Annotated in this window: 9 protein-coding genes and 1 pseudogene; 5 read left to right on the forward strand and 5 right to left on the reverse strand. The window is 75.4% G+C overall.

The annotated features are described in order from the left end of the window. The first annotated feature begins 156 nt into the window (after positions 1 to 156). Positions 157 to 1,287: a glycine cleavage system aminomethyltransferase GcvT gene (gcvT, locus tag OHQ87_RS01500; RefSeq protein ID WP_328344209.1), complete on the forward strand. Its 1,131-nt coding sequence runs from the start codon at positions 157 to 159 to the stop codon at positions 1,285 to 1,287. A gap of 163 nt (positions 1,288 to 1,450) precedes the next feature. Here the strand turns inward: gcvT and OHQ87_RS01505 are convergent, their stop codons facing one another. From OHQ87_RS01505 to OHQ87_RS01515, 3 genes and pseudogenes are all read right to left on the reverse strand, one after another. Continuing rightward, positions 1,451 to 2,746 carry a DUF2314 domain-containing protein gene (locus tag OHQ87_RS01505; protein ID WP_328344211.1) on the reverse strand — a complete coding sequence of 432 codons (1,296 nt, stop codon included), beginning with the start codon at positions 2,744 to 2,746 and terminating at the stop codon, positions 1,451 to 1,453. A 65-nt stretch (positions 2,747 to 2,811) separates the two neighbouring features. Next, positions 2,812 to 3,585, reverse strand: a complete 774-nt coding sequence (cobS, locus tag OHQ87_RS01510) for an adenosylcobinamide-GDP ribazoletransferase (protein WP_328344213.1) — start codon at positions 3,583 to 3,585, stop codon at positions 2,812 to 2,814. A gap of 172 nt (positions 3,586 to 3,757) precedes the next feature. After that, positions 3,758 to 5,668, reverse strand: a pseudogene (locus OHQ87_RS01515) (bifunctional adenosylcobinamide kinase/adenosylcobinamide-phosphate guanylyltransferase); the annotation flags it as partial. 214 nt (positions 5,669 to 5,882) lie between these two features. Here OHQ87_RS01515 and OHQ87_RS01520 point away from each other — a divergent pair. Beyond that, on the forward strand, positions 5,883 to 6,083 hold the full coding sequence (locus OHQ87_RS01520) for a hypothetical protein (protein WP_328344214.1): 201 nt from the start codon (positions 5,883 to 5,885) through the stop codon (positions 6,081 to 6,083). After that, positions 6,083 to 6,880: a site-2 protease family protein gene (locus tag OHQ87_RS01525; protein ID WP_328344215.1), complete on the forward strand. Its 798-nt coding sequence runs from the start codon at positions 6,083 to 6,085 to the stop codon at positions 6,878 to 6,880. The genes OHQ87_RS01520 and OHQ87_RS01525 overlap by 1 nt, the downstream gene beginning before the upstream one ends. A gap of 46 nt (positions 6,881 to 6,926) precedes the next feature. Here the strand turns inward: OHQ87_RS01525 and OHQ87_RS01530 are convergent, their stop codons facing one another. Together OHQ87_RS01530 and OHQ87_RS01535 are read right to left on the reverse strand one after the other, a co-directional pair. Beyond that, positions 6,927 to 7,925: an aldo/keto reductase family protein gene (locus OHQ87_RS01530; RefSeq protein WP_328344216.1), complete on the reverse strand. Its 999-nt coding sequence runs from the start codon at positions 7,923 to 7,925 to the stop codon at positions 6,927 to 6,929. 100 nt (positions 7,926 to 8,025) lie between these two features. Further along, the gene (locus tag OHQ87_RS01535) at positions 8,026 to 12,078 is read right to left on the reverse strand and encodes a WG repeat-containing protein (protein WP_328344217.1); all 4,053 of its coding nucleotides are present in this window, start codon (positions 12,076 to 12,078) and stop codon (positions 8,026 to 8,028) included. Positions 12,079 to 12,239: 161 nt separating this feature from the next. On the opposite strand from OHQ87_RS01535, the gene OHQ87_RS01540 reads away from it, so the two are divergent. Continuing rightward, the gene (locus tag OHQ87_RS01540; RefSeq protein WP_442930646.1) at positions 12,240 to 13,088 is read left to right on the forward strand and encodes an ABC transporter permease; all 849 of its coding nucleotides are present in this window, start codon (positions 12,240 to 12,242) and stop codon (positions 13,086 to 13,088) included. A 13-nt stretch (positions 13,089 to 13,101) separates the two neighbouring features. Then, positions 13,102 to 13,932: an ABC transporter permease gene (locus tag OHQ87_RS01545; protein WP_328344220.1), complete on the forward strand. Its 831-nt coding sequence runs from the start codon at positions 13,102 to 13,104 to the stop codon at positions 13,930 to 13,932. Positions 13,933 to 13,944: the final 12 nt, after the last annotated feature.

The following is a 13,944-nucleotide window of genomic DNA, read 5'->3' on the forward strand; positions in this document are numbered from 1 at the left end:
CTACTCCGGGCGGGCCGGGCCGGCCGCGTCGTCGCGTACCGGCGGTGATGGTCTCCGGTGGCGACTGAGCCGCCGGAGCGCGGGTGCGTCCCGCCGATGTGCCGACGGGTCCCGCCGATGCTAACCAGCGGCGCAGCCACCGGTAAGTTGCCACCCATGACGGACGTGACCTCCGACGCTGCCGCGACCCGGCTGCGCCGTTCCCCGCTGCACGCGCGGCACACCGCGCTCGGCGCCAAGTTCGCCCCTTTCGGGGGCTGGGAGATGCCGCTGGAGTACGCCGGCGGCGGCGTGCTCCGGGAGCACACGGCGGTGCGGACCGCGGTCGGCGTCTTCGACGTCTCGCACCTGGGCAAGGCACGGGTCACCGGCGCGGGCGCGGCGCGGTACGTCAACTCCTGCCTGACCAACGACCTGGACCGGATCGGAGCCGGCCAGGCGCAGTACACGCTCTGCTGCGACGACGCCACCGGCGGGGTGGTCGACGACGTCATCGCCTACCGGTACGCCGACGACCACGTCTTCCTCGTCCCGAACGCGGCGAACACCGCCGAGGTGGTACGCCGGCTGCGCGCCGCCGCACCGGCCGGCGTCGAGGTGACCGACGAGCACGACCGGTACGCGGTGCTGGCCGTGCAGGGTCCGCGCTCCGCCGAGCTGCTCGACGCGCTGGCCCTGCCCACCGGGCACGACTACATGAGCTTCTCCCCGGCGACGCTTGCCGACGCCGAGCTGACCGTCTGCCGCACCGGGTACACCGGCGAGCTGGGCTACGAGCTGGTGGTGCCGGCCGGGCACGCCGTCGCCGTCTGGGACGCGCTCCTCGCCGCGGGTGCGGGTGTCGACCTGCGGGCCTGCGGGCTGGGCGCCCGGGACACCCTGCGCACCGAGATGGGCTACCCGCTGCACGGTCAGGACCTGTCCCTGGAGATCACCCCGGTGCAGGGCCGCTCCGGCTGGGCGGTGGGCTGGGACAAGCCGGCCTTCTGGGGCCGCGACGCGCTGCGGGCCGAGAAGGCCGCCGGCCCCCGCCGTACGCTGCGCGGCCTGGAGGCCGTCGACCGGGCCATCCCCCGCGCCGGCATGACCGTGTACGCCGACGACGCCCCCGTCGGCACGATCACCAGCGGCACCTTCAGCCCGACCCGCAAGCAGGGCATCGCCCTGGCTCTGGTGGACACCGCCCCGAAACTCGCCGACGGCGACCTCGTCGAGGTCGACATCCGGGGCCGCCGCGCCCAGATGCGCCTCACCCGCCCCCCCTTCGTCACCCCCTCAGTCCGCTAACCCCACCCCCACCCCCACCCCCACCCCCACCTCCCCGCCCGCCCCCGCCCGGTGATCAAGAGGTTTATGTCATGTCGGGCCGAAATCCTGACCTAAACCTCTTGATCACCGGGGCGAGCCGGGGTGGGGTGGGGGGAGCGGGGTGGGGGAGCCGGGGTGGGGGTCAGTGGGTGGGGTGGGGGCGTTCGCCGGCGTCTAGGACGGCCTGGGTCCAGCCGCCCTCGATGACGCCGGTGCCGTCGAGGATCGCCCAGTCGACGACCTCGGTGACCGGCACCACGACCGGGGAGCCGATCCGGACGGTGGGATCGGTGTTGGCATCGCTGGCGCTCGCGCCGACGATCCGCTCCGGGGTGTCCCACGAGTTCACCCCGGCCCAGACGTACTCGGGGCCGTCGTTGCCGGGCAGGCCGTACTTGACCACCAGTTGTGCCTCCGATGGCAGCCCGTCGGCGAGGAACCGGGCCCGGATGTCGTCCAGCCCGGCGCGGGCGGTGGCGACCGCCCGGCTCATCGCGTCGCCCGACCGGGCGTAGCGGACGTCCGGCTCGATGCCGGAGAAGAGGGTCGCGCAGGCCGCCGCGTAGTAGCGGCCGTCCGGCCCGGGGTGGCCGGGCGGGGGACGCAGGCTGAGGAACGAGTCGGCCTCCGGGTCGGTCGCCGGGTCGAGTTCCAGCCGCAGCAGCACCGGGGCCGTCGCGCCGTGCTGCTCCGGATTGCCGTACGCCACCGCGATGTCGTGCCCGGTCACCGTGGCCAGCACCGGCAGCTGCACGAACGCGGGCACCTCGTCGCCGGCGAGCCCGTCGGTCCAGTCCCGCAGCAGTCGGCGGGCGGCACCGGTCAGCACCGCGCCCCAGGCCCGGGTGAGGTGGTCGGGCACCCCCTGGGTCTGCAACTCCAGCAGCCCGAACCGGCGCAGCCCCTTGGTGGTGAACCACAGTCCCTCGGTGTCCGAGGAATAGGGGACCAGCACCCAGTCGACGAGCCGGATCCGGCCCTGCGCGTCCGGCAGCGACTTCAGCGCCGTGGCCGGGTCGAGGAACTGCAACCCGAACACGTCCACCACGTCGCCGTCGACGGATTCGGCGACGGCGGCGGCCACCGCGCGGGCCGCCCACTCGTGCGCCGGTGGCCACCCCGGCCGGTACTCGGCCCGCACCACCACCAGGTGACTGGCCGCGGCGAGGCGACCCAGTTGGGCCTCCGTGGCGCCGAACGCGGTGAGCAGGTCCGGTGGCAGTTGCGGGAACTCGTCGATCGACCGGGTGTCCACCGACATCAGCGGGCTGTCCAGCATCTGCGTGGCCAGGCCGTACACCGGGTCGGCGAGGCGGCCGGCCAGCCCTCGTACCGCGGTCTTCGGGCTCACCGGCGGCAACCCCGCCATCGGCACCAGATAGGTCGCACTGAGCGACTCCGGGACCGGTACGGGCAGGAAGTCGTCCGTGATGAGCAAGTCGTCCCCCGGAAGGCCGTGCCGGTGTTGTCGGGGCAAACGCTACCCGCCGCGCCGCGTGGTCCTCAGCCGGACAGTACCAAGCCCAGGTAGACCAGCGTGGTCACCACCTCGACGGTGGCCCCGAGCACGTCACCGGTGATCCCGCCGAGCCGGCGTACCAGGTGCCGGAGCAGGGCGGTGGCGACGGCGAGGGCGGTCAGCACGGCCAGTGGCCCCTGCCACGGACGGTCCGGCACGGCCGGCACCGCCGCCAGCGCGACGGCGACCGCGCCGACGACCGCCGTGACCGGCCCGACCGTCCCGGCGACCAGCGCGCCCAGCCCGTCGGGACGGGCCGCCGGCACCCCGCGCCGGCAGGCCAGGGTCACCCCGAGCCGACCGGCGGCGGTGCCGGCCACCACCGCCGCGAGGGTCGCCGGCCACGGCCGCCCGGCCAGCTCCGCGAGCGTCGCCGTCTGGAGCAGCAGTACGACCACCAGGGCGACCACGCCGAACGGTCCCACGTCCGGCTTCTTCATGATCTCCAGCGCCGCCGCCCCCCGCCGGTACGACCCCAGCGCGTCCACGGTGTCGGCCAGCCCGTCCAGGTGCAGCCCCCGGGTGAGCAGGGCCGCCACTGCGACGGTCACCCCGGCGGCGACCAGGGGAGGGGCGAGCGCGGCAGACAGCAGCAGCACCGCGCCGAGCACCGCCCCGAGTAATGCCCCGACCAGCGGGGCGAGCGCCATCGCGGTGCCCGCCGTCGCCCGGTCGACCCGGCCGGACCGGAGCGGGACGGTGGTGAAAGTGGTCAGCGCCAGTCGGAACCCGTCGCCGCGCCCCGACTCAGCCGGCACGCCGGCCGGACGGGTCGCGCTCCGGCCCGGCGTCGGCGGTGCCCGACCCGGGGCCGGTGCCGTTCGGTGCGCCGGGCTCCGGACTGCCTTGCTCCCCGGTGCCTTGCTCCCCGGTGCCCTGTTCCCCGGTGCCCTGTTCCCCGGAGGCCTCACCCGGGCGCGACGTGCTGCCGGTCGGGTCGGGTGCGGTGGTGGTCGGACCCGGGCCGGCCGGCTGCGGCTCCGCGAACTCCGGGGTGGCGTCGGGCACGTCGTCCCCGGGGACCACGGGGTCGGCGGGCTCCGGGGTGGTGCCGTCCGGCGGGTCGTCGACGCCGCCGTGGTGCGGGTGTGCGGGCAGCGACCCGGCCAGCGCCAGCACCGAGCGCAGCAGCGGCAGGGCGGCCAGCGCGTTCGCCCCCTCACCGAGGTCGAGCCGCAGGTCCAGCAGTGGGGTCAGGCCGAGCACGTCGGCGGCGAGCCGGACCGCCGGGTGGCCGCCGTGGTCGACCAGCAGGCACCAGTGCCGGGCCTGACCGGCCAGGTCCCGGCTGATCATGCCGGCGGCCAGCCCGACCGGCCCGTCGAGCAGCACCGGCACCCGGCGGGCGGTTGCGCCGAGCAGCACGCCGGTGGCCACCGCCACGTCGCCGCCACCCAGCTCGGCCAGGACGTCCTTGGCGTCGCGGGGGGAGCGACGGGTGCGGTGCAGCGCGTCCCGGACCGTCGCGCAGCGCACCATCCAGGCCGCGTCGTCGATCTCGCCGTCGGCGGTGTGCACCCGGCCCAGCACCGTCGGGGCCTCCGCGCCGGCGGTCGCGACCAGCACCGCCGCGGCGGCGGCCTCGGCACCCGCGCCGCACGCCCCCAGCACCAGCAGCCGTACGCCCGCGTCGGCGGCCTCCTCGGCCAGCCGCCAGCCGTAGCGCAGCGCCGCCTCGACGGCGTCGACGTCCAGCGCCGGCCCGTGTTCGATAGGTGCGGACGGCGGGGCGTCCACCACCTGGAGACTTGCCCCGCTCTCGGCGGCCAACCGGGCCAAAGCCCCCCGGCCGGCGCGTGCCTGCCGGGCCAACCGGGCCGACTCCCCGGCCGGTGCCCCGGCCGCCGCACCACCGGCGTGGTCACCGTGCAGCAGCAGCACCCGGACATCGGCCCACGGCGTCGGGGTGGGGGTGCCCTGGGTGGCGGCGGCGAACTCGACCACCCGTTCCAGCACGCCCAGCCCGGCCCCCGGCAGGTCCAGGGTGCCGAGCCGCTGCACCGCCTGCGGGCCGGCGTACTCGTCGGGCATCGGCAGTTCCATCCCGGGCTGGATGACCAGCCCGGTGGCGACCACCGGCAGCGCCATGGTCGGCGCCGCCCAGCCGGTGCCGTCGGTGGCCGGCGCGGCCGGGGCCGCCGGCACGCTGGGGGTCAGCACCTCCGGCAGCGGCGGCGGCGATCCGTCGGCCGGGGCCGACCCTTCGCCGGTCGAGCCGGCCGCGCCACTGGTCGGGGTGGCCGTGCCGGTGTTCGGGGTGGCCTGGGTGGGCACGCCGAGCGGCAAGGCCGGGGCGGACGGCTTGAGCCAGGCCGGCTGGCCGGCGACCACAAGTGCCACGGCGTCGCAGGCGTCCGCGACGGCCCGGTTGGCCGCGCCAAGCGCGTCGGTGAACGCCCGCCCCAGCGGGGTGGTCGGCACCAGCGACAGCCCCACCTCCGGGCTGACCAGCACGATCCGTGCCTCGCTGGCGCGCACCGCGTCGGCCAGTTCGGCGATCGTGGCGACGTCGTCGGCCGGCTGGTGGGCCGGATCGAGCAGTACGGTCACCCAGCCGCCCAGGTCGTCCACGAGCAGCGTCTCGTTCGGCCCGGCCGAGGCGAGCACGTCGGCCAGCCGGCGCGGATCCTCGGCGGTCTCCTCGGTGGTCCAGCTGCCCGGCCGGCGTTCCCGGTGGGCGGCCAGTCGGGTGGCCCACTCGGTGTCGTCCGGGTCGGCGGCGGCGGAGGTCGCCACGTACCGCACCGTGGGCGAGTCGGCCACCAGGGACTCGGCGAACTCCGACTTGCCCGAACGGATACCGCCGAGCACCAGGACCGTGTTCCACCCGTCAACGGACATGCCCGTACCTTAGAGCCGCCCGGCCCGGCCCCGCCCGCCGGCCCGGCCGCGCAGGGTGTCGTCGTGGCCGGTCGGGCCGCGTCGGACCGGTGGAGGTGACGGCGCGTCACCGGTGCGGCCCCGGGGCGTGCGTCCGGTGCGGTCCGGCGGCGGCCGACTACGCTTGCGGGGGTCCGTCCCCCGGGGGCGGTGGAGCGGCGAGGGGAGACGCGGCATGGCGTGGAGCTGGCGGTACGAGGGCACGGACGGTGCGGCGGTCGACGGGCCGGCGGAGACGTTCAGCAGTCAGGCGGACGCCGAGTCCTGGATCGGCCAGACCTGGCGGGAGCTCGCGGCGTCCGGCGTCACCTCGGTCACGCTCGTCGAGGACGACCGGGTGGACTACCGGATGAGCCTGCTGCCGACGGCGGAGTGATGGCGTACGACCGCCCGGGGGGCGAGCCGCTGGTGCTCGGCGTGCCCCGGGCGGCGTTCCGACCCAGCCCGATCTTCCTGGCCCTGGTCGCGCTCTTCGTGACCAGTGGTGTGCTGATCTGGAACGGGGTGGGCAACGTCCGGTTCGACGTGTTCCTCTTCGTCGTCTCGGGCTGGCTGGTCTCGCTCTGCCTGCACGAGTACGCCCACGCGGTGGTCGCCTACCGGGCCGGCGACCGGGACATCGCCCACCGGGGCTACCTGACGTTGAACCCGCTCAAGTACACCCACCCGCTGCTGTCGATCGTGCTGCCGGTGGTGGTGGTGCTGCTCGGCGGCATCGGCCTGCCCGGCGGGGCGGTCTGGGTGGACAGGCACGCGATCCCGGGGCGGCTGCGGCACACCCTGGTCAGCCTCGCCGGCCCGGCCACCAACGTGCTGTTCACCCTGCTGCTGGTGGTGGTGCTACGGGTGGGGATCGACGCCGGTGGCCCGATGGAGTTCTGGGCCGGGGTGGCGCTGCTGGCGTTCCTCCAGCTCACCGCCAGCGTGCTCAACCTGCTGCCGGTGCCCGGCCTGGACGGCGGCAACATGATCCAGCCGTGGCTCAACCCGCAGTGGCGGCGGATGTACGACATGTTCGCGCCGTTCGGCTTCATCCTGCTCTTCGCCCTGCTGTGGAACCCGCGCATCGGCAACTGGTTCTTCACCGCCGTCTTCTGGCTCAGCGACCTGCTGGGCCTGCCGCCCTGGCTCTACAGCACCGCGCTGTCCCTGATCCGGTTCTGGCAGACCTGACCGCACCCCACCCCGCGGAACCGGGGTGGGGTGCGGTCGGCACCGCTCAGGGGCGCTGGGCCGGGCTCTCGGTCTTGCCCGGGTCCCGCTCGGTGACCGGGGCGACGATGTCGTCGATGGCCTTGAGCAGGTCGGCCTCCAGGGTCACCCCGGCGGCCTTGACGTTGTCGTGGACCTGGTCGGGGCGGGACGCACCGATGATCGCCGAGGCGACGTTCGGATTCTGGAGCACCCAGGCGACGGCGAGCTGCGGCATGGTCAGTCCGGCCTGCTCGGCGAGCGGCTTGAGCTGCTGCACCCGGGTCAGCACCTCGTCGTTGAGCCACTCCGCGATGAAGTTCGCACCCGACTTCTCGTCGGTGGCCCGGGAACCGGCCGGTGGCGGCTGACCCGGCAGGTACTTGCCGGACAGCACGCCCTGGGCCATCGGCGACCAGACGATCTGGGAGATGCCCAGCTCCTCGCTGGCGGGCACCACCTCGGCCTCGATGACCCGCCACAGCATCGAGTACTGCGGCTGGTTGGAGACCAGCGGGATACGCAGTTCCCGGGCGAGGGTGTGCGCCTCGCGCAGTTGCGACGCCTTCCACTCCGAGACGCCGATGTAGTGCGCCTTGCCGGCCCGTACGACGTCGGCGAACGCCTCCATCGTCTCCTCCAGCGGCGTGCTGTAGTCGTACCGGTGGGCCTGGTAGAGGTCCACGTGGTCGGTCTGGAGGCGGCGTAGCGAGTTGTCGATCGACTCCATGATGTGCTTGCGGGACAGGCCACGGTCGTTGCGGCCGCGCCCGGTCGGCCAGAAGACCTTGGTGAAGATCTCCAACCCCTCCCGGCGCTCCCCGGCCAGGGCCTTGCCGAGCACCGTCTCGGCGCGGGTGCCGGCGTAGACGTCGGCGGTGTCGAAGGTGGTGATGCCGTTGTCCAGGGCGGCCCGGACACACGCCAGTGCCGCATCCTCCTCCACCTGGGAACCGTGGGTGATCCAGTTGCCGTACGAGATCTCGCTGACCATGAGGCCCGAGCGGCCAAGGTGACGGAATTCCATGTGACGACCCTAGCCCCGTCCCGTCCCCTGCACCCGTCGGTGCGGTCCGGCGGGCGCGGGCGGGTGGCGCGGGCGGGTGCCGGCGCGGCCCGGTGCCGCGTCAGAGCACGGGGTGGGTGTCGGCGAGCAGGCGGTCGATCTCCGCCACCACCGTGTCCCGGTCGGGGTGTACCGGCGGGATCAGCGGCTCGCCCCGCCGGTCCAACGCCCCCCAGTGGCTCATCCCGTCGCCGACCAGGAACGCCACCGGGTGGATCACCAGGGCCGGGTGCACCGGCCGGACCAGCACCGTGCCGGTGCGGTCGACCACGCCCCGCCGACCGGCCAGCTCCACCACGGCCAGCCCCTCGTCGGTGAACCCGTCGAGCTGGTTGCCGTCGGACAGCGTCGTGCGGATCCCGTGGTAGCGCGGTGGCACGACCAACCGGCCGCGCCGGTCCGTCGCCCCCCAGCCGCCCTGCCGGACGGCCGCCACGCCGGCCCGGAACGGTCGGACCTCCTCGAAACCCGCCGGCACCAGCACGGTGCCGTCGGGCTCGATCGCCGACCAGTCCGCGTCGCCACCCTGCGACACCCACGCCAGGCCGTCGGAGAAGGGCAGCACCCGGGCGTACCCGGGGTCGAGCAGGATAGCGCCGGACTCGTCGATCAGCTCCCAGCCGTCCTGGTCGGGGCGACGTACCCAGGCAAGCTGCTCGTGGAACGGCTGTGCCTCGGCGTACCGGTAGTCGACGACGAGGTCACCCTCGGCGTCCGCGTACCCCCAGCGGTCCTGGCCGTCGTGGGTGGGCCGCGGGGACCGGCGGCCGTGCCGCACCTCGTCCCCACTGCGGGGGTACGGCCCGAAGCCGCCCCGGGCCACCGCTCGGGCGTGCACCGCGTCCAGCGCCACCCCGATCCGCCCGGTCAGTTCCGGGTCCTCGGCCCGGCGCAGGTCCAGGGCCCGCTCGAAGTGCCCGCACGCCTCGATCAACCGGCCCTGGTCGTAGCAGGACCGGCCGGCGTGTTCGTGCAGCGCCGACCGGAGCCGGTCCGGCAGCTCCGTGGAGTTGGCCTCGGTGAAGAGCCGGTCTGCCTCGGCGAACTCGCCCTTCCAGCGCAGCGCCTCGGCCAGCCGCGCCCGGGCCAGCGCGGTACGGCGTAGTTCGCCGGTCGCCTCGGCGTAGGTCAGGGCGAGCCGGCCGTCGGCCAGCGCGTCGTCCAGGTCGTCGACCAGTCGGGAGATCACCGCCCGCAGACTGAGCAGCCGGGCCCGCGCCCGGTTGTCCAGTGCCGAGGCGAGCTTCTCGGTCAGCCGGCGTCGGAGAATCCGCAGCTCCGCCGGGTCGTCGGCCACCTCGCGCAGGGTCTGCGGGTCCAGCCGCCAGCGGTAGCCGGCCAGTAGTTGCTCCGGATCGTCCAGGGGCACTGCCGCCGCCGTCGGCACCGACCCGTCCGGCTCCCCGACGGTGGCCGCCGTCGGGGCCGAACCGGTGTTGCCCAGGTCGGTCCCGTCGGCGGTCGGCTCTGTCGCGGTGCCGGTCCGGTCGGCGGTGCCGGTCTGGTCGGTGGTGCCGGTCCGGTCGGTGGTGGTGGACGCTCCGGCACCGACCGCGTCGGCGAGGGTGCCGGCCGGTCCGGGATCTGTCGCTCCGACGAGGGTGCCTGTCGCTGTGGTGCGGGTGTCGGCGGGTCCGGTGCGGGTGTCGGTCGGCTCCGTACCGGCGTCGGTGCTCCGGCCGGCGTCGGTGCCGACGGTGCCGGTCGCTGGCGGTGCCGAAACGGTCCTGCCGAGGGCAGCCGTGGGCCCGGCGCTGTCGCCGGGCGGGGGAGTCCCGTTCCCCGCGTTCTTCCCGGACGGGAGCGGGTCACTTCCGACGGTGTCGACCGGGACGGGTTCTTGTGCCGGGGCGGATTCCCGGGCCGGGGCGGTCCCGGCGTCGGGGACCGCGCCCGGCCGGGGAGCGGTATCGGGCGAGTCGGCGGAGGACCCGGAGCGGACCGGTGGGTCCACGCTCCTCGCCCCGGTGTCGGCGGTGGCCCCGGTGTCGGTCGTACCGGTGTCGGTGCCGCTGGCCGTGGTGGCGGTGGTGCCGGGCAGGTCGCTGCCGTCGGTGGTGCCGGTGGGCGGCACGGGGGCCGGCCGGGGTCGGAACCAGGCCGCCGAACTGTTCGGCGTCGCCTGGGGCGCGGTGTCCGGGTGCCCGGTGGAGTCGGGTTCCGGAGCCGGCGGGACGTACCGGCGTGGTTTGTCGGGAGTGATCTCCAGGCCGGTGGATCGGCTGCTCGGGGGAGTGAAGGCGGGTCGGTCGAGGGGTGGCGGCGCGGCCGCCCGACGGTCGTCCTGCGGAGGCTGACGGAACTCGATGTGCAGCCGGGTGGCCGGCGGCGCGGAGATCGGGGTGACGTCGTCCGGGTCGGCCGGGGAGGGCCGCCCCTCGGTGCCGCGGTCCCGGGTCGGCGGGTCGGCGGGCGGTACGGGGGTGCGGGGCGGCACGACTGCGGGCCGGGCCGCCGCCGGGGCGCTCGGTGCCGGGGAGACCTGGGCCGGCGGAACCGGTGCCGGGGCGCTGGGTGCCGGGGAGGTCTGGGCCGGCGGAACCGGTGCCGGGGAGACCGGGGGACCGGAGACCGGAGTCCCGGACACCGGGCGACCCGGCGGCGGACCGAAGGACGGCGTACCGGGGACCGGATGTCCGGGGGCCCGTGCCGTACCGGCCCGACGGTCCCGGAGGTGGTCCGGGGTCCGCTCCGGGGAGACCTGGGCGGCCGGGCGGTCGTCGTAGCGGGCGGGCGGGGTGACCGGCCGTTGTGGTTCCGCCGGACGGCGCTCCGGCCGGGGGTACGGCTGTCGGCCGTCGCGGCCGTGGTCGGTCTCCTGCGGGGGCCGGACCGTTCCCGCCCGGCCTGCGTCGGCGCGGCTCCACGGCTCGCGGGGCGGGGTGACCGGCGGAGCCGGTTCGCGCGAGCGCAGGTCGGGGTACGTCTCCGCCCGGGCCGCCGCCTCGCGTGGAGCCGGCGGCCGGTGCTCGTCCTGGCCGCGCGGGTGCTGCCACCGCTCCTCGGGGATGGGGGAGACGACCCCCCGGCCGTCGTCGACGGGTCGGCGTCGCTGGTCGTCGTGGCCGTGCGCGGCGGGTCGCCCGTCGGCCGCCCGGCGGGTCGACCGGGGTGGTTCGTCCTCCCGGAACCGCGTCGGGAGGTCCCGCTCGGGCCGTCCGGGCCGGCCCGGGTACGGGTCGTATCCGCTGGCGGCGTAGTGCCGGGACTCGTCGGCGGCCCGACTGCCGGGAGCGGCGGAGTCGCCGGCGGGGTGACGGTCGTAGCCGTCCTCGAAGCCCCGGCGGTCGTAGCCGTCCCCGATGCCCCGGCGGTCGTAGCCGTCCTCCGTGCCCTTGCGGTCGTAGTCGGCGGCGGGGCGGTCGTAGCCGTCCTCGGCGCTCCTGCGGTCGGGACGGGCCATGCCGGCGGGGCGTTCGCCGGTGGTGCGTCGACGGGGCGTGGTCTCGTCGGGCTCGGGCATCCAACCCGGTTCGGCGAACCGGTCGGGGCGGTGGTCACGGGGCGGCTCGTGCCGGGGGGCGGGGGAGACGGGCGACCGGCCGGGGGAGACCGGAGTGACACCGGGAGCGGTGTGATCCCGACGGGGTGGGGTGTCGGACCGGTCGGTGCGGTGCCGGTCGGGGGCGGCGCGGTCGCGGTGCCAGCCGGTCGGGACCGGCTCGGCGTCGCCGCGTCGCCGGTCGGACCAGCTGGTCCGACCGGCGCGCTGGTCGGCTTCCGGGCGGCCGTCGTACCGGTCCGGTTCGGCCCGGTCGTCGGGCCGGTCCGCCACGGGTCGACGTCGTTCCCGTTGCCAGATCGGCTCGTCGACCGGACGGCGGTACGCGTCGTGGTCGGTGCGCCGCCCGTCGTGCGGGTCGTCCCGGCGGGTCGTCTCGTCGTCCTGCTGGTCGGCCCAGGAACGGCCGAGGTAGGTGCCGTCGGGGCGGGTCGGGGCGAGCGGGGGCACCCCGGCGCGGCCCAGCGCCCGTCCCCGGGGGTCGGCGTACCGGTTGCCGATGTCGCCGGGGTAGCGCTGGCCGCGGAACTGGGGGTGCCATTCGCTTGTCGGTTCGATCACCCAGGACGGTTCCGCCGGGGCGTCCCAGCGGTCGGACCATCCGCCCGTCATCGGGGGCCTCCGTGGCCACGCGTGCGGCGCGGTCCGATGCCCGGCTCGCGTCGCTCGCTCACGGCGGTGTCACCTCGTTGGAAATTGTCGTGCCCCGCGCCCCGGGATGCCGGTAGAGTCCCCCGTCCGGCACGGCGGGGCTGCGGAAGGAGGGTAGCGGCGTGGGTTCGGTCACCGCCACTGTGGCAACGCCCACGAGCGCAAAGGTTACCCGATGGTTCCGGACATTCGGGGCCATATCTCGGGCCGGATTCCACCGGTACGCCACCTATCGACAGGCCGCTCTCGCCGGTGCCGTGACCAACACCGTGTTCGGCTTCCTGCGCTGCGCGGTGCTGCTGGCCGCCGCCGGGGCCGGTACCGTCGGCGGGTACGATCGCGACCAGCTCGCCACCTTCGTCTGGGTGGGGCAGGGGCTGCTCGCCGTCGTGCTGCTCTGGGGCTGGACCGATCTGGCCGACCGGATCCGCACCGGCGACGTGGCTGCCGATCTGCTCCGCCCGGTGCACCCGGTGACCAGCTACCTCGCCACCGACCTGGGTCGGGCCGGGTACGCCGCACTGGCCCGGCTGGTCCCGCCGGTCCTGGTCGGGCCGCTCTTCTTCGACGTCTACCTGCCGTCGAGGTGGCCCACCGTCGGCCTCTTCGCGGTCTCCGTGGTGACCGCCGTGGTGCTCTGCTTCGGCTGCCGGTTCCTGGTCAACGCCACCGCCTACTGGTGGCAGGACGCCCGGGGGCCGCTGCTGCTGTGGACCCTCGGCTCGGGCGTGCTGGCCGGGCTCTACTTCCCGCTGCGGTTCCTGCCGGAGTGGCTGCAACTCGTGCTGTGGTGCGCCACCCCGTTCCCGAGCCTGCTGCAGACCCCGCTCGACGTGCTGGTCGAGCGGGATCCACCGGCCACCCAGGTCGGCCTGGTCGCCCTCCAGCTCGGCTGGGCGGTGCTGGTGCTGGCCGCCTGCCGGCTGGTGCAGCGCCGCGCCGAACGCCGCCTGGTGGTGCAGGGTGGTTGAGCATTGCGAGCCGGTGACCGGAGCCGGCCGGGGGGACGGGCCGGGTGGGACGTTCGCGGCGTACCGGGCGTTGCTCGGGGCGCAGGCCCGCTCGCAGACGACCTACCGGGCGTCGTTCCTGCTGGACCTGCTGGGCAACGTGGGGGCCACCGTCTTCGACGTGGTCACCGTCCTGGTGATCTACGGGGTGACCCGGGAGCTGGGCGGGTTCACGCTGCGCGAGACGCTGGTGATGGTGGGCCTGTCGGCAAGCGCCTTCGCCGTGGCGGACCTGCTGGTCGGCAACATCGAGCGGCTGCCAGGTCACGTGCGGACCGGCCTGTTCGACGCGGTGCTGCTCCGGCCGCTCGGCGCGCTGCCCCAGCTGCTGCTGATGAACCTGCCGCTGCGCAAGGTCTCCCGGGGCGTGTTCGGGGTGGGCGTGCTGGTGGTCGCGCTGGATTCGGCGGGGATCGACTGGACCCCGGCCCGGGTGGCGCTGGCGGTGGTCGCCCCGCTGGCCGGGGTGGTCTTCTTCGGGTCGGTCTTCGTGGCCACCGCCACCGTGTCGTTCTGGTGGGTGGACTCCGGCGAGCTGGCCAACTCGGTCACCTACGGCGGGCGGGACTTCACCTCGTACCCGGTGACCGTCTTCGACGGGTGGTTCCGGGCGGCCTTCGCGTACGGGCTGGGGTTCGCCTTCGTCAGTTACCAGCCGGCGCTGGCGCTGCTGGGCCGCGCCGACCCGCTCGGCCTGCCGTCGTGGGCCGGCTGGGCCGCGCCGGCGGTGGCGCTGGTCGCCGCCGCGCTCGCGGCGACGGCCTGGCGCACGGGTGTCCGCCACTACCGGAGTACGGGGTCATGAGCGTCATCGAAC

The sequence above is a fragment of the Micromonospora sp. NBC_00421 genome (assembly GCF_036017915.1).
Lineage (GTDB): Bacteria > Actinomycetota > Actinomycetes > Mycobacteriales > Micromonosporaceae > Micromonospora.